Raw genomic sequence first — 14,767 nt, 5'->3', positions numbered from 1 at the left:
TGAACTCCTGTTATTTGGTGGCGACGTTTTGACGAGCGGTTTTTCTCCACCCGATGTCTGAAGAGGAATACAGCGTGATAATCTTCGGCTGCTCACTGCGAAGCAAAATTTTTCCGAGCTGGCGTCGAATCTCTCCTTCGCTCAGTGAGCTGTCTTGACAATAGACATCCAGCGTGAATTCCACACCGCCGGTCTCGGCGGCATCGTTATGTACCCACGCTTCCGCATGAGACACTCCCGCAATGGTTTCGGCTATTTCACTGACCGATTTCAAACACACCTTTTCGCCGCGGCTCATGACATAGGTTGGGTTGCGCTGTTTAAAGAAAAGATAGCCGTCCTCATCAATGGTGAAACGATCGCCGGTGTGGATGATGCGACGCTCTCCATGGCGTGGTGTATCAATACCTTCATCCAAACTGCGGATTCGTCGAATCATGCCGGTATAGGTTTCAACTATGAGTTCGCCATCCTTGTCGTCAGGGTTGTCCTTACGCAGGTGAACATTAACTTCAGGGAAAGGCTTACCGACGGACGCATATTTATCGGGCGATGCGCGATGCGCGGCCAGTGTTGCAACACGCGGCCCCGCCTGCGTCAAACCATAGGTGAGATACAGTTCGATTCCGGGATTACGCGATAGAATCGCCTCAACCGAACTGGCTGAGAGAGCATCTCCGCCGATGGTCAGACGTCGCAGCGGAGCTGGAAGCTGTTCGGAACCGGATAGCAACCAGGCATTAACCATTGTTGGCGTAATGGATGACTGGGTGATTTGGTAGGTTTCAATCGTCCGCTCGTAGTTGCCTGGCGTGAAAGGAGGGCCGGCAATAATCGCCGTATTTCCTAGCGCAAAAGAGGAGAGCAGTTGTGCGACGAAAGCATAGGAGTAGTACATTGGTAGATTGATCAATATCCGATCTTCCGCGCGCTGTTCAACTGCTTGTGCATGATTTCTCGCATTACGAAATAAATCGTTGATATGAAATAAGCAACCGCTGAAGATACCGGATGTTCCTGATGTGAGAAGAATGATCTCGCCCGGCTGATAACGGTGTTCACGGGATATTTCTACACGAATCAACTGACCCGATTGCGGCAGAGGTTGCGCAGGTTGCGTTTGCGCCAGCCCAGAGGGAAGGTGTAATGCGATCAGGTTTCTGGCACCAACTACCTGCGCGATACGATAAATACGAGACGCTGGTGCAGAAGACGGCAGCAGAACGGGAACCGCGCCAATGGTCAACAGCGCAAAAATGATTACGGCGAAGTGCACGCTATTCGGGATTGCCACCATTACGGGATTGCCGGGTTCAATCCCTTGTTCACGAAGGTGTTTTACCAGATCGACGAAAACCAACGATGGTGCATCATGCGGATTGACATCGACCTGAATAAGCCCGTCCAGAAAGTGCTGGGCGGAGCTGGGCGTGATGGTAGGTTGGGAGGTCATTGATGTTCCCCTCCGCTCTGAGTGACGACAACGCTGCGAATGTGGTGGCCTGATTCGTCGACACGATGTTCGGTAATAATGACGTGAGTTGCCGAACCCTCATCCAGCCAGAGCTGCGCTAATGCTGTGGCATAGGGCTGCATGTTGTCCGGTGGCATACTCCATACGATACTCGGACCACTAAATCGTAGGAATTGCGATGGAAGTCCGATGATCATCCCTGGACAGGCACCGGAAAAGCGCAATGGTGAAAGGTGTCCTGAGGGAAGTGTTTGTGAAATGTCGTGTATGGTCTTGAGAGTACATTGGTCGCTAATGGCGATATGCCCCACAGAAGAGCAGGCCGATGTAATGACATCTCGGTGCTCGTTGATAGCTTGCTCAACGGCTTCAAGAACAAGCCATGACAAAGGGTCTGCATAAAGTGAGGCTTTTTGTGCAGGTTTGTACGTATACAAATCAGGCGTACTTGCCATCCCATGACCCACGATGTTGAGTGCTTTCAGGGTTAATGTTTCGACGTTTGTCATCGTGCTGCGCTCCCTGCACTTTGGAAAACCAGACAGGTGTTAAATCCACCAAATCCAAGCGTTATGCTCAGCCCCGCTGTTGCCGTGCAAGGCATGTTTTTTTGATTGGCGATAGGTAAATCGGAGGGGGTAATGGGATCATACAATCCATGAATGGGGGGAAGCCTTTGTGTTTTTAATGCCTGTAGCACTGCAATGGCTTCAATGGCTCCCGTTGCGCCGAGTGTATGCCCAAATGCTCCTTTTGTGGCGAATAGCATCGGCGGGTGTGGCAAGGGGGAAAAAAATGCTGAATAAGCTTTTGCCTCTACACTGTCGTTAACCTGTGTTCCTGTACCATGAGCGTTTATAATGGAAATATCTTCCGGTTTTAAACCTGCGCTATTGAGCGCTCGTTCTACGGTAAGCATCACATTTTGCCCTGATAAATCAGGCGAAACGGCACTGGCGGCGTCGTTTGCGGAGCCTGCTCCTGCGAGGATTCCGTAAGGCTTGGCACCGCGACGTTTAGCATGCTCTTCGGATTCCAATATCAGAAAGGCAGCACCTTCACCGAGTACGGTACCATTGTGGCTAATATCGAATGCACGTAGGCCATCGTTAGACATTGTGCCTAGCCGTGAATGGCTGAGCCGTTTCCCCAGAGTCAGTACATCGGCTCCCCCGCATACACATATTTCGGTAAGGCCCGCCTTGATAAAGCTCAGCCCCGTTAAAATTGCATCAGAGCCTGCTGAACAGGCTGTACTTACCGTGATAGGAGACTTAACACAGCCGACTGCTTTGACAGCTTGTGTTGACCATTCTGATAACGAGAAAGTATCGGGTGAATCTAAATGATGGCCGTAGCTGGTTCCTAAAACTGGGAGAATATCTGGGTCATCCGCAGGAATAGAAGCATCCTCAAGCGCTTTACGTAAGGTTTTTACCGTTAATGCGTGTTGACGTCTTGCCCCGTCCCATTCTAAAGGGATGTCTGGTATTGGGGCTGCAAGGTTACTACGTAACGATAATGTGGAGTCTAGGTCGGTTATACCGGAGATACCCTCTAGCAGGTATTGCCAGACAGTGGGTATTTCATCACCTAACGCTGTAGACCAGGCCATACCTGTAACCCAAACAGGTGAGTGATGATTTACCATAACTGCTCTCCTAGCGTGGATATATTCTCGCGCACTAGCGAGCCTTTTAGCATTCCGACCGTTTGACCTGCGACTTCTGCTTTACAGGAAAAGGTCAGGAATTTATCTCGCAAACTTTCGCAATTGAGATTAAAAATAATTTGATCTCCGGGTACAACCACCCGTGTAAACCGAGATTTAATTGAGCCTACTAGCGTGATTTCATCATCAGCTAGCGGTGATGTTGAAAGCTGAAATAAAATAATTGCCGATTGTGATATGGCCTGCACCATATGGCTTGCCGGAAAAATAGCGCGTTCGGGAAAATGGCCAGCGATAGCATCTGTCTGACCCGAAACTGCCATAAGTGTTTTAATATATTTCCCTGGCTCGTAATCAAGAACACGATCGAGGTACACCATAGGATGTCGGTGTCTTAGCCATCCTTTAAGCTCCGTAAATCCCATTAATCGTGGCTGATGGTCATCTTTATCTTGGTGTTGAATATTCATTGGTTCCCCTCCTGATTATTTGATTTGAGAATTAACTCTGAAATCAATTTTGTGAGCGTTTGAATTGAATCGAAATATTGAGGAGTAAAGTATTCATCTTCAATTTTGATGTTAAACGCATACTCACACTGGGCTCGTAGTTCACTGAACCCTAAGGAATCTAGACCAAGACCATCTCGCATATTGATATCTGTCTCAATTTCTGAACGAGGGATGCCAATAAATAGATCGTCGATTAGAATTCCGATAATAGTGTTTTCTATATTTTTCAAGGTGATGATTCCTTTAGGTTAATAAGTGTTTTTAATGCTTTAGATGTCATTCATGTTATCTATTCATGGTTTGTGAATGGATTTCATAAATTCTTTGATGTTTACTATTTTCTTATAACGTAAAAACTTTTTCCGCCTGACTCTTTAATAAGTGGTATTCATTTGATAGTTTCCTACGGCTGATTTTTCCCGTGGTATTGACAGGTATTTCTTTAATGAAAATGTATTCGGATGGATGTTTGTAATGAGCAAGGTTATCGGATAAGTAGGATGCTATTGTTTCCGCCTTAAGTGAGTGGTTTTTTTGGGGTTGAATTAATGCAATAATACGTTCACCAGCGAATTTATCTGGGACGCTAAACACAACTGAGGCGGCGATGTCTGCGTGTTGAATAAGAGTATTCTCAATTTCTATTGGGTATACAGGATAGCCCTCTATTTTTATTTGATCTTTTTCTCTCCCGAGGAAAATCAAGTTTCTATTATTTTCTTGACGAACAAGGTCACCGGTAGCGAGCCATCGATCAGAGGGAAATAGTTCAATATCATGTCCATTCCAAATTCCTATGGTTTTCGCCGGAGAGCGAATTAGAAGTTCTCCATTACTTGATTGAGTATTATTTATTTTAATTTCTACGCCAGGTAGGGGCCAACCAATAGAGGGTTCGTTGATAGCATAGATATCGTGATGGTATATTACTGGCCCCCCTAATTCTGTTTGACCATAAGAACTTTGAAGATGAGAACCAAAACACTCAAAAAATTTCTGGCTTAATTCTGTTGCGCAGGAGTCACCTCCCGCGACACAAACTGTTTCACTAAGATCGAGTGAATTGTTGTTGTTTTCTTCATTTTTAATGATTTTATGAAAGTTTGACGGTGTTCCTGCAATCCATGCTGGCTGTGTTTCTTTTAATGTTTCTTTTAATGTTTCTGTAATGTTTTCTATGTCGACTTCTGAAAGTAATAGTACTGAATAACCCTTTTGAAGAGCAGCAAAGGTAATAAGTATACTCCATGGGCTAATGAGATCGACTAAGCTAAGAATAGCAGGCTTATCACCATCTGATTTGGGGAGTCTGGGGTTTATGGTTACTTTTGTTAAATTTACAGCATCAATTAGTGTTTTTTGTGAATAAACAATTCCTTTAGGGTGTCCTGTCGTTCCTGATGTGTAAAATATAGATGCGATTTCGTCTGTGTAAATGTTATCTTCTGAATAATCATAAGGTTGTGAGATGATTTCTTCCCAATTATGTGTATTATTTTCTTTATCTTCTATTTTTAGATCTATAACCCATATTTTTTCTAGCATTGTACATGATTCAATTTCTTGTTTTGTTTCATAAAATCTTTTTTTGTCACCAATGTACGCACAGGATGAGCTATGTTGAATTAAATTTTTCACTTCTTTAGCAGACAGTTTTAGGCTGAGAGGGACAAAGACTGCTCCAATTTTTAGGCAGGCATAATATGTAGCTATAAGTTCAAAGCAGTTTCCCATATGGATAGAAATTCGGTCTCCTTTTTTTATATTTGCACTCTTCAATCCTGTGGCTATTCGCTGGATTAAGAGAAGTAAATTATAAAAAGATATATTGTGATTGATTGATTTTACTGCTGTCTCCTTTGAATGTAAAAGAGCGTGCTTTCTAAATGATGAAAAGGTATTCATAGTTGCTCCCATTTTTCCATCTAACACTTAATAAAAGTAAGCTAAGTAATTGGGCTGCGAGGTTTGGGGATTAATATTTACTTTTGGTTATAGATGATGTTTTTCAGTTTAAAAATGGGAAAATAGTTATTGTTACTATTCCTTTTTTTCATGGTTTATTTTATGGGGTTTTGAGATTATTCTCATGGTTAATGATTTTGAAGTAAGAGATAGCTAGTGTGCGTTTATTGGGAAGTTTTCGTATCATGGAGATGAATAAATGGATTGGACTAATATTCCCCCTCTTTACGCATTAAAGGCTTTTGAATCAGCAGCCAAGCATCAATCTTTCACTTTGGCTGCGAGTGAGTTATTTATTTCGCAAAGTGCAATTAGTAAGCATATCAATACCATAGAGGTTTTTTTTGGCAGGAAGCTTTTCTATCGTAAAGGGCCAAAGGTTTTTTTAACTAAAGAAGGTGAGTCTTTTGCTGGTGATCTTCGCCATGCATTCGAAATACTAAGTAAAGCATGTGAAAATGTTCACCGTGCTGGAATCGTATTAACTATAAGCAGTCCATACACTTTTTCTATACGCCAGTTCATTCCTATTTTAAGAAAATATAAAAATAAAGATAACTTCCCAATAATCACTGTCGAAACTATAAATGATGACTATTCTCATTCTATTGCCAATTTAAAAAATCATGATGCAACAGTAAAATATGGCGATGGTAAGTTTTCTGATGAATGGAATTGTACTTTGCTTTCACCTGAGTGTTTAATTGTAGTGGTGTCTCCAAAGTTGTTACATCTCTTTGAAAAAGATAATAGAATTCTAATTGATCTCGTTTATGTTAAATCAAGAGAATTAGATTGGTTTTCTTGGTGTGAAGAGTCACGTTTGAAAGATCGGTTTCAAGTTATTAATAAGTATGAGTTTGAGTCGATGGATTCAGCTATTAATGCAGTGATAAAAGGATTGGGGATAGCGGTTGTTGATATTGGAATGGTCTATGATGAATTAATGGATGGCGTTTTGTTAACACCTTTTAAATTTTCTTTGTATTCTGGTAAGGGATATTATTTTTTGAGGGGTAGTGATGATGATAATGATTTATCCTCCTTGCTAGAGTGCGTGAAATTAGATTTATCTGGTAGGGGGTTGGCAGAGTTGTGTTTTAATGATAAATGCGATACGGATAATTGTAGATTGGTAGCGACGGAAAAGATTACTAAGTAGCTTCGCATAAAGGCGCTACACTTGCCGGGAGTGGCACTGCATCCATCAGCGCTGCTATCACACGATGAGAAGTGAAAAACTAATGTGATTCATTAATCTATGACAGTTATTTTATTGAAATGGATTTTTAACTAATTTTAATTATATTAAATTTGAGTGTTTTTTATAATGGTTTTTTAATTTTTAGCTTGGTTTGTTCTTAACAGTGATGTGATTGAGGTAAGTGCTATTTACTATAGACAAAGTGGTTATCTGATCAAGGTTAAAAAGTAATTTGTTGTTTGTTATTTTTTTGAATGCGGTCAGCAGTGAAATTTCTGAGCTCTGAAAATTTCCAAAATGAAGAATTAGTTTTTAATGGCGATAGATCTCCCTTTCTTGCACTGTGCGAACATGATTTTTCACCATGGAGTACAGATATGGCTTACTTGGACACGGCAGAACAATCCGCTGTGATCAACTGGAAAGGGAGACATCTGGTCGTTAATGCTTTTGCTGGCACTGGTAAAACGACAACGCTGGTTCGCTACGCGCAGGCCAATCCTGACCGAAGGATGCTCTACCTTGCGTATAATCGTGCAGTTCGTGATGATGCGGAACGCAAGTTTCCATTCAATGTTGAGTGTAAGACCTCTCATCAACTAGCATGGATGAAATTTGGCAAGCATCTAAAGCCGAGATTAACACCCAATTTGCGCATTACCGACGTCGGCCGGAAACTGAATACCCGCCACTGGCCGCTGGTCAGAATAGCGTTGACTGCGCTGAACCATTTCCTGTGCAGCGCTTCTTTGGCACTCAGTTATGAGCATCTTCCGGATGAGGGTGATCGCGAAGGACTAGATGCAGACAATATATTGGGGGCGGCTCAGTTTCTGTGGAATGAGATGAGCTGCATCGATTCGACGTTTCCTGTCACGCATGATACCTATCTGAAATTGTTCCAGTTGTCAGCGCCCGATTTGTCAAAACGTTGGGACACGATCCTGTTTGATGAGGCGCAGGATGCCAATCCTGTCATCAGTTCGCTGGTACTTACTCAAAATTGTAATGTCGTCCTGGTTGGCGATCGCCATCAGCAAATTTATCGTTTTCGTGGGGCCGATAACGCGCTGAATTCTCCAGCACTGGAAGGTGCTGACCGTTTGTGGCTGACGCAGAGCTTTCGATTTGGTCCGGCTGTTGCCGAAATGGCGAATGTTTTGCTGGCACGCCAGGAAGAAACACACCCAGTGATTGGCAATGGCGGTGATGACGATGTAATTGATCGACTGCCTGCAGACGTTTCGCGTTACACGATCCTCAGCCGTACGGTTGCCGGTGTCATCGGTGCAGCTCTCTATGAGAGCATGAAAGAGAAAATAGTGTACTGGGTCGGTGGGATTGAAGGCTATAAAACGGAAGAGCTGGAAGACTTGTACTGGTTTTCAGTCGATATGCCTGAACGGATGCGTACACCACGTCTTAGTCGTGAATACCGGGATTTTGAAGAGTATAAATCTATGACCAAGGCAACCGGCGATGTTGAAATGAACCAGGCTATCGGCTTGCTGGATAAATATTTCCCGCTCCCGCAAAAACTACAGGTCTTGCGTAGTCAGGCGACGACGAATGAAAAAGATGCCGATGTCGTGGTATCGACCGCGCATCGCAGCAAGGGACTGGAATGGGACACGGTGATGCTAAACGACGACTTCTCGGATATTACCGACCCGTTGTTATCTGAAGCAGCCAGGACGGATGAAACTAACTTGCTGTATGTGGCCACAACCCGGGCTCGGAAACTTTTGGTTCGAAATGAATTATTGAAGCTGCTTTGTGAACAGGAAGAGTCTGACGATATTGCAGAGGATCAATTTACTGACTCGAACTTAATCTGATACGGATGTTACTTGTGAACCAACCAGATTTGACAGTCAACTCAGTGCCAGAAGCGGAAGTTAGTAGAGAGCCCAACATGTTACTGATATGATCATAAAATAGATAAAAGAGGTAACGCATGGGTACTGACACAATAATTACGCTGTTTAGATACAAGCGCTGGATAGATATTGAAACTCTACAAGCGATTAAAAGAATTGATGCGTCTGCTAATGCAGAAAAACGCCATCTGACGCTCAGATTGATGAACCACATACATGTGGTTGATATGATATTCAGAGCTAACATTACCGGTCAGAAGCATTCCTACACTGCACTGAACACGCCAGAAACCCCCTCTGCTGACGAGCTTCTAATAACGATGACTGAATGTACAGACTGGTATATTCAACATGTCAATTCTATGTCCCCCGTTGGCCTTGCTGAAACAATTAAATTCCAATTTGTCGATGGTGGATCTGGTGAGATGAAGGCAATCGATATGCTCAATCATGTGCTGTTTCACGGAACATATCATCGCGGCGCTGTAGGTTGGCTACTTTCAGAAAGTAGTGTAACTCCACCCAAGGACGTACTGACCGTTTTTCTAAGAGATCATAACCACAAGTAAACGAGTGACAGGGTCATGTAAATTTAAAATCCCACTGGCGCCTTAAGCAAAAACTTGAGTGAATAAATGAATGTCAAGGAAGGTCAGTTTCTCGCTCTTAGCAGACTATGTCTCTACAAGACGCTGCTATATCGAGCAACGGTTAACCCCTAGATCAGTTTTCAACCGTTGGGGTGGATCAGTTTTTCACCGTTGGTAACACCAAATAATTTTTAAAATGCAAAAAGAGTTTCCTCTTGCCTCGGGTCTATGAGCCGCTCAAGACTGTGCCGCTTACTGGCCGGAGGCAATCATGTTCAACCGAATAAAAAATTTTATTGTTGGGACGGATAATGTTCCCCGAAGTGAAGCCATTTCGCCTGAACCAGCCTGCCCACTTGGATATTATCTCCCCCTTTCTGTTGATGCGTTGATTTCGCTTCCAAAGCGGCAGACTTTTCTCCAGCAGCTCAACGATAATCATGCGTTGCCGGCGGCATTCTATCGGCAGTGTTACCTGACGCCGCTGTTTTCATTACTCAGCCGTGTTCAGAACCTACCTGCCTCGAACGAGGGAAACTGGGCATATGCTGGCGCATTTGGTGATTTGACCGTGCAGTTCACTGCCTATGCCGTCAGGTTGGCCAAGGGGAGAACGTTACCGCCAGGGATCCCGCCAGAAGAACAAGCCGCTCAGGGGTTACTCTGGAATGCAGTCGTGTTCTGGTCGGCCTTGTTTTATCACTTGCCCTTGCTTTGTGAGTGGGAAGGAGAGCTGGATGGTGGGGAATGCTGGATGCCGGGCTTTACTATTCCGGGGAAGCCATTTCGCTTTCGACCTTGTATAGATAAATTGCCCCCATCCTATGCGCAAGGGCGGGTATCACTGCTGGCCGGTCAGTTATTGCCATTATCGGTATTACCCTGGTTATCGACTATTCCTGATGCATTCGATTGCCTGGCCCAGCGTATGCAGGGGAGACCCGCAACGATCGCACTGATTGATGAGTTGTTATTGTCGGCTGCAGAGAAATGTGGCGCGCCATCGTTAACGGGTATGTTGCTACCGGCGCAGCTGGCGACGGAAAGCGTTGAGGCTGTGATTTTGCCACCGGAACCTTTAGTTGCTTCAGCGCTAACATCAGCGCTGCCTGATAGCAATTCATCAGTAGCTGCTAACGGTAACATATCATCTCCGAGTCCAGACCCTGAGCTCGTGCTACAAAAACACGAGCCATTACTCCAGCCTGAGCTTGTTTCGGTGCTGGATTCAGCAGTACCAACTGGCTCGGTCTCAATTGTTGAAAAACAGTCAGTCACTGAGTTGGTCCCGGAATCTACTCAAAATGATACTCAAGCGCTTCTGAACCTTTTTTCCGGTATGGCAGAAGCACTTGTGCCTGACGTTGAAACGGCACTCGATATAGATATCCCTGTTCCAGATGAAATAAACAACCACAAGGAGAGTGAAAAGACGCCGTTGAATGAACCGAAAGCACCCGCTATTTTTTCTCCAGAAAATAGCGATAACATTCGAGAGGCGAATAATAAAGGCGCGGTATTTCTGGAGTGGTTATCAGCAGGTTTAATTGAAGGGAAAATAACGATAAATGAAGAGGGCGCTCGTGCTCACATTGTTGCCGGGTTCGTCTTCTTGTGTGTTCCTGAAATATTTTATCAGTTTCAGAAGGAGGCTGGAAATAAGGGGAAGCGCAACGCATTACAGTCATCTTTTGAGCGACTGGGGGTTCATCGTGTTGCTGATGGCAAGCGTTTCCTGCAGGCCAGAATATACAGCACCCCATCCGGTACGGGGACGTATCAAAACATTAACGGTTATCTGGTTAAAGCGTCATCACTTTACCGGGGAAATCGTATTCCTGACGAGAGCGCATTGTTGATCTTGCCTTGACGTATGGCAATCTGATTAGCGGGCTAATGTTTAGTCTGCACACAGCAAAGATGCATTTTGTGCTTTTTATTAGAAAGGAATTTATATGTCAGATAAGTCAATGACCTGGGACGAAATCGTTGATGAGTATTTTTTCTCACATAATTTACGTGAGGCGACAGAAATCAGCTATCGGAAAGTCGTGAGCGGGTTTAGTCGATTTATGGGAGAGACCGTTTCCCCTGCCCAAATAACACACCGGGATGTGTTGAAATGGCGTCGAAATCTATTAAAAGAACGTAATCTATCTACGCATACGTGGAATAACAAAGTGGCCCATATGCGGGCAATATTTAATTTTTCGATAGAGCGAAATTTAATCGATCAGGACAAAAATCCCTTTAACGATGCAGTTGTTCAAAAAGAGCGAAAAAAGAAGAAGACGTTAACACGTGAACAACTGACAGCCATTTATCTCCTCATGCAGCGAATAGAAACTGAAGAGCCTCATGCTATCTGGGGGCTGAGATGCGCACTTTATCCTGCCTGGTACTGGCTTACTGTACTCGATGCCCTTCGCTACACAGGAATGCGACAGAATCAATTGCTGCATATTCGTCTGCAGGATATCAATCTGGATGAAGGATACATTGAGCTACGTCTGGAGGGGAGTAAAACGCATCGTGAATGGCGTGTTCCTGCTGTTCGCCAGTTACGTGCAAGGCTCGCATCGCTAATAGCGCGAGCAAAGCTGGCTGGTGCTGAGCCCTCTGATATCTTGTTCGATGTTACCCGTTTTATGAAGTCTCGTCGGCATAAAGACGAATATCAGTACGATGAAGCGAGAGCACAGCAAGCCATCCGATCTTTTTTCAACCGATTGTCGCGGGATTGTGGATTTCTGGTATCAGCCCATCGCTTTCGGCATACGTTGGCAACGGAATTGATGAAAGCGCCGGAGCGTAATCTGCTGCTGGTTAAGGATTTGCTAGGGCATCGAAATGTGAGCACAACGATGGAATATGTCGAACTGAACATGGAAATCGTGGGACGGACACTGGAAAAAGAGCTGGCGTTACATACGGATATTTATGCGCAACCCGTTTTACATGACTTGACAGTAATGTAATTCACTGTAACCATACACGGGAACGAGAAAAGGGAATCTGCGCTAACAGATTCCCTATCTTGAGGATTTCAGTTCCTATTTACAGTGCAGCTATCTCTCCACTGGAAACGATTTTATGACCGAACCCTGTATTAACCGCCCGTTAAGCTTCTCATTCTTAACCAGCGTGCTTTGATGCAAGTGGTGCCCGGACTCGGAATCGAACCAAGGACACGAGGATTTTCAATCCTCTGCTCTACCGACTGAGCTATCCGGGCAACGGGGCGCATTAAACCTTAATCCCGTATGATCGTCAACCCTATTTAGGGAAAAGCTGTTCAACTGCTTAACTTTACGGCAATCTGATCGGGTAGGCGTCGATTTTGCACAAATCTTCCAGATTGATGCCTATGAACAGGTAATGCTGATAGCGAAAAGAGGGGAGCGAAATGGCGAACGACTGGCTTGAGCTACGTCAGCATGCAGATACGGGGATTGAAACGATCAAGGCGCATTTTGAAGGGCACGCCTATGATCCACACTGGCACGACAGCTACCTCGTGGGGGTGACGCTTTCCGGTACGCAGCAGTTTCACTGTCGCCGTGAACGACATCATAGTCGTCCTGGCGACGCCTTTCTGCTGGAACCGGGTGAAATCCACGACGGTGACGCGCCAGTAGATGGCGGGTTTACCTATCTGACATTTTATCTCGATGAGCAGTGGCTGACCAATGCGTTGCACGGTTTATATGCTTCCATGCCAGGAAGTTACTCGCTTCATTTTGCGCAAACACTTACACGTGATCCACAGCTGGTTCGTTCGATTGGCGACACGTTCGCCACGCTTCACAACGATGAAATGAAAATTGTGCAGCAGAGCGCTATGGATAACCTGCTCTCACAGATTACCACACATTGTCACTGGCGAAAAAGGTTACCCTCGCAGTTGCAAAGCACTGCGGTGGCTCATCGCGCACGCGATTATCTTTATGCGCATCTGGGCGAAAATATCGGTCTGTCTGACCTCGCGCGGGAGACGGACACCGATCGCTTCACGCTGACACGTTGCTTTAAACGTGAATTTCATCTGGCCCCGCACGCCTGGCTTATCCAGCTTCGTTTGGCGAAAGCTCGGCAGCGACTGGCGTGCGGCGATCAGCCTGCCGACGTGGCTGCGACCTTAGGTTTCTCCGATCAAAGCCATCTTGGCCGTTGGTTTCAGCGGGCGTATCGGATCACGCCTGCCCATTACCGTCGGTTGTGCACAAACCTTCCAGACGTTTCCAGAAAATAGCGGCACAGTCAGGGCTCTTAAAAAAGGAGTGACCTGTGAGTTTGATGCCGTTTCTGCTGTTTGCATTTGTCGCCTCGATAACGCCGGGGCCAACAAATATCCTGATTTTAACCAATAGCCAGCGCCATGGCGTGAGAAACACGCTACCTGCGGTGGTCGGTGCCTGTGTGGCAGCAAGCGCTATCGTCCTGATTTCTGGAGCTGGCGCGGGAGAGATGCTGCATCAGTATCCGGTGGTTCGTCAGGTGATGAGCTGGGCTGGCGTGCTGTGGCTAAGCTGGATGAGCTGGCAGTTATTCAGGGCACCTGCGGCTACTCTCTCTGGCGAATCGCACAACCGTTTTACGGCTCGCGCTGCGGCGTTGTTACAGGTGATTAACCCGAAAACGTGGATGATGGCATTAGCTGTCGTCAGCCTGTTCGCCCCCGCGGGGGAGCATGCATTGCGGGAGATATCAATAATGGCGCTGTGGTTTTTGATTATCTCGATGGCCTGTCTGGTGTGCTGGGCAGGGCTGGGAAAGGCCGTGAACAGAGTGTTTCGCACCACCGTTGCCATGGTGCGCTTTCAGCGCCTGATGGCGCTGTGTCTGTTCGTTTCCGCCTGGGCAGGCATGCTCGCTTAGGTCAACGCGCCGTTTTTGCGGCACAGCGCAAAGCGTAATACATCCTCTGCTAAGCGTTGTGCGGTGGCGATGCTGGCGGCCTGATGTTTGACCAGCAGGTTGCTCAGGCAGCCTTCCAGAATCAGTTCCATCTGCTGTGCGACCATCTCGGGATCGTCGGTTTCCAGCTCTTCCAGCAAATCGCGAGTGTAGCTGTAGGAAGCCAGCTTCTGCTGTTCTGCAATTTGGTGGATAGGGTGATTGATATCAGGGAAGAAGCTGCACGCAGCGATAAACAAACAGCCCGGATAACGCTGTTTGTTCACCGACTCATGCAGCACCTGATAGCGTGCCAGCAGCTTTTGCTCGATACTTTTCTCGTCGTCCAGTAGCAACTGACGCCGCCAGGTATCGACCTGTTGGCTGTGGTGACGCAGGCCGTCGTACAGCAGCGCCTCCCGATCCGGCCAAAATGGTGTCAGTTCCCCGACAGGAACACCCAGTTTCTCCGCCAGCATATCCAGCGTCGTCATGGCAAATCCGTGCTGCTCCAGTAGAGTAAGCGCATGTTCAAGAACATCTTCCCGTTGCATTAGGTCTCCTCCAGAAGCAC

14 protein-coding genes and 1 tRNA gene are annotated in these 14,767 nt (G+C 45.8%); 7 read left to right on the top strand and 8 right to left on the bottom strand.

What is annotated here, in order from left to right; all coding sequences use genetic code 11:
• Positions 1-10 precede the first annotated feature (10 nt).
• The 6 genes from A0G03_RS06680 to A0G03_RS06655 all read right to left on the bottom strand — a co-directional run bounded on the left by A0G03_RS06680 (position 11) and on the right by A0G03_RS06655 (position 5,563).
• Positions 11-1,453, bottom strand: a complete 1,443-nt coding sequence (locus A0G03_RS06680) for a class I adenylate-forming enzyme family protein (protein WP_048258623.1) — start codon at positions 1,451-1,453, stop codon at positions 11-13.
• The gene (locus A0G03_RS06675) at positions 1,450-1,983 is read right to left on the bottom strand and encodes a hypothetical protein (protein ID WP_039313139.1); all 534 of its coding nucleotides are present in this window, start codon (positions 1,981-1,983) and stop codon (positions 1,450-1,452) included. The genes A0G03_RS06680 and A0G03_RS06675 overlap by 4 nt, the downstream gene beginning before the upstream one ends.
• Complete coding sequence (locus A0G03_RS06670; protein ID WP_039313135.1) at positions 1,980-3,125, bottom strand: beta-ketoacyl-[acyl-carrier-protein] synthase family protein; 1,146 nt, start codon at positions 3,123-3,125, stop codon at positions 1,980-1,982. Before A0G03_RS06670 ends, A0G03_RS06675 begins: the two co-directional genes overlap by 4 nt.
• A complete protein-coding gene (locus tag A0G03_RS06665) occupies positions 3,119-3,616 on the bottom strand; it encodes a 3-hydroxyacyl-ACP dehydratase FabZ family protein (protein ID WP_039313130.1) in 498 nt (165 codons plus the stop codon). The genes A0G03_RS06670 and A0G03_RS06665 overlap by 7 nt, the downstream gene beginning before the upstream one ends.
• A complete protein-coding gene (locus A0G03_RS06660) occupies positions 3,613-3,888 on the bottom strand; it encodes an acyl carrier protein (RefSeq protein ID WP_039313127.1) in 276 nt (91 codons plus the stop codon). The genes A0G03_RS06665 and A0G03_RS06660 overlap by 4 nt, the downstream gene beginning before the upstream one ends.
• A gap of 112 nt (positions 3,889-4,000) precedes the next feature.
• Positions 4,001-5,563 (bottom strand): class I adenylate-forming enzyme family protein, encoded by a 1,563-nt coding sequence (locus A0G03_RS06655; RefSeq protein WP_048258624.1) that lies wholly within the window; start codon positions 5,561-5,563, stop codon positions 4,001-4,003.
• 259 nt (positions 5,564-5,822) lie between these two features.
• On the opposite strand from A0G03_RS06655, the gene A0G03_RS06650 reads away from it, so the two are divergent.
• The 5 genes from A0G03_RS06650 to A0G03_RS06630 all read left to right on the top strand — a co-directional run bounded on the left by A0G03_RS06650 (position 5,823) and on the right by A0G03_RS06630 (position 12,275).
• A complete protein-coding gene (locus tag A0G03_RS06650) occupies positions 5,823-6,785 on the top strand; it encodes a LysR family transcriptional regulator (protein WP_048258625.1) in 963 nt (320 codons plus the stop codon).
• A gap of 419 nt (positions 6,786-7,204) precedes the next feature.
• Positions 7,205-8,665 carry a UvrD-helicase domain-containing protein gene (locus A0G03_RS06645; RefSeq protein WP_048258626.1) on the top strand — a complete coding sequence of 487 codons (1,461 nt, stop codon included), beginning with the start codon at positions 7,205-7,207 and terminating at the stop codon, positions 8,663-8,665.
• 119 nt (positions 8,666-8,784) lie between these two features.
• Positions 8,785-9,276 (top strand): DinB family protein, encoded by a 492-nt coding sequence (locus A0G03_RS06640; RefSeq protein WP_048258628.1) that lies wholly within the window; start codon positions 8,785-8,787, stop codon positions 9,274-9,276.
• 292 nt (positions 9,277-9,568) lie between these two features.
• A complete protein-coding gene (locus tag A0G03_RS06635) occupies positions 9,569-11,167 on the top strand; it encodes a conjugal transfer nickase/helicase domain-containing protein (protein ID WP_048258629.1) in 1,599 nt (532 codons plus the stop codon).
• Between the two features lie 85 nt (positions 11,168-11,252).
• Entirely contained in the window at positions 11,253-12,275 is a 1,023-nt protein-coding gene (locus tag A0G03_RS06630; RefSeq protein ID WP_011092233.1) for a tyrosine-type recombinase/integrase, read from the top strand.
• Positions 12,276-12,456: 181 nt separating this feature from the next.
• On the opposite strand, the gene A0G03_RS06625 is transcribed toward A0G03_RS06630, so the two are convergent.
• Positions 12,457-12,532: transfer RNA gene (locus A0G03_RS06625), tRNA-Phe, on the bottom strand.
• A 171-nt stretch (positions 12,533-12,703) separates the two neighbouring features.
• Here A0G03_RS06625 and A0G03_RS06620 point away from each other — a divergent pair.
• Both A0G03_RS06620 and A0G03_RS06615 read left to right on the top strand, forming a co-directional pair.
• Positions 12,704-13,549, top strand: coding sequence for an AraC family transcriptional regulator (locus A0G03_RS06620; protein WP_048258630.1), 846 nt, complete (start codon positions 12,704-12,706; stop codon positions 13,547-13,549).
• 35 nt (positions 13,550-13,584) lie between these two features.
• Positions 13,585-14,175, top strand: a complete 591-nt coding sequence (locus tag A0G03_RS06615) for a LysE family translocator (RefSeq protein WP_048258631.1) — start codon at positions 13,585-13,587, stop codon at positions 14,173-14,175.
• Here A0G03_RS06615 and A0G03_RS06610 read toward each other — a convergent pair.
• The gene (locus tag A0G03_RS06610; RefSeq protein ID WP_048258634.1) at positions 14,172-14,747 is read right to left on the bottom strand and encodes a transcriptional regulator; all 576 of its coding nucleotides are present in this window, start codon (positions 14,745-14,747) and stop codon (positions 14,172-14,174) included. The genes A0G03_RS06615 and A0G03_RS06610 overlap by 4 nt on opposite strands.
• Positions 14,748-14,767: the final 20 nt, after the last annotated feature.

It is taken from the genome of Pectobacterium peruviense, from assembly GCF_002847345.1.
Classification (GTDB): Bacteria; Pseudomonadota; Gammaproteobacteria; order Enterobacterales; family Enterobacteriaceae; genus Pectobacterium; species Pectobacterium peruviense.
This window is presented reverse-complemented; position numbering and strand designations above follow the sequence as displayed.

Coding starts and splice junctions, on each gene's coding strand:
- A0G03_RS06680 (WP_048258623.1), bottom strand. CDS start 1,453: ATGACCTCCCAACCTACCATCACGCCCAGCTCCGCCCAGCACTTTCTG.
- A0G03_RS06675 (WP_039313139.1), bottom strand. CDS start 1,983: ATGACAAACGTCGAAACATTAACCCTGAAAGCACTCAACATCGTGGGT.
- A0G03_RS06670 (WP_039313135.1), bottom strand. CDS start 3,125: ATGGTAAATCATCACTCACCTGTTTGGGTTACAGGTATGGCCTGGTCT.
- A0G03_RS06665 (WP_039313130.1), bottom strand. CDS start 3,616: ATGAATATTCAACACCAAGATAAAGATGACCATCAGCCACGATTAATG.
- A0G03_RS06655 (WP_048258624.1), bottom strand. CDS start 5,563: ATGAATACCTTTTCATCATTTAGAAAGCACGCTCTTTTACATTCAAAG.
- A0G03_RS06650 (WP_048258625.1), top strand. CDS start 5,823: ATGGATTGGACTAATATTCCCCCTCTTTACGCATTAAAGGCTTTTGAA.
- A0G03_RS06645 (WP_048258626.1), top strand. CDS start 7,205: ATGGCTTACTTGGACACGGCAGAACAATCCGCTGTGATCAACTGGAAA.
- A0G03_RS06640 (WP_048258628.1), top strand. CDS start 8,785: ATGGGTACTGACACAATAATTACGCTGTTTAGATACAAGCGCTGGATA.
- A0G03_RS06635 (WP_048258629.1), top strand. CDS start 9,569: ATGTTCAACCGAATAAAAAATTTTATTGTTGGGACGGATAATGTTCCC.
- A0G03_RS06630 (WP_011092233.1), top strand. CDS start 11,253: ATGTCAGATAAGTCAATGACCTGGGACGAAATCGTTGATGAGTATTTT.
- A0G03_RS06620 (WP_048258630.1), top strand. CDS start 12,704: ATGGCGAACGACTGGCTTGAGCTACGTCAGCATGCAGATACGGGGATT.
- A0G03_RS06610 (WP_048258634.1), bottom strand. CDS start 14,747: ATGCAACGGGAAGATGTTCTTGAACATGCGCTTACTCTACTGGAGCAG.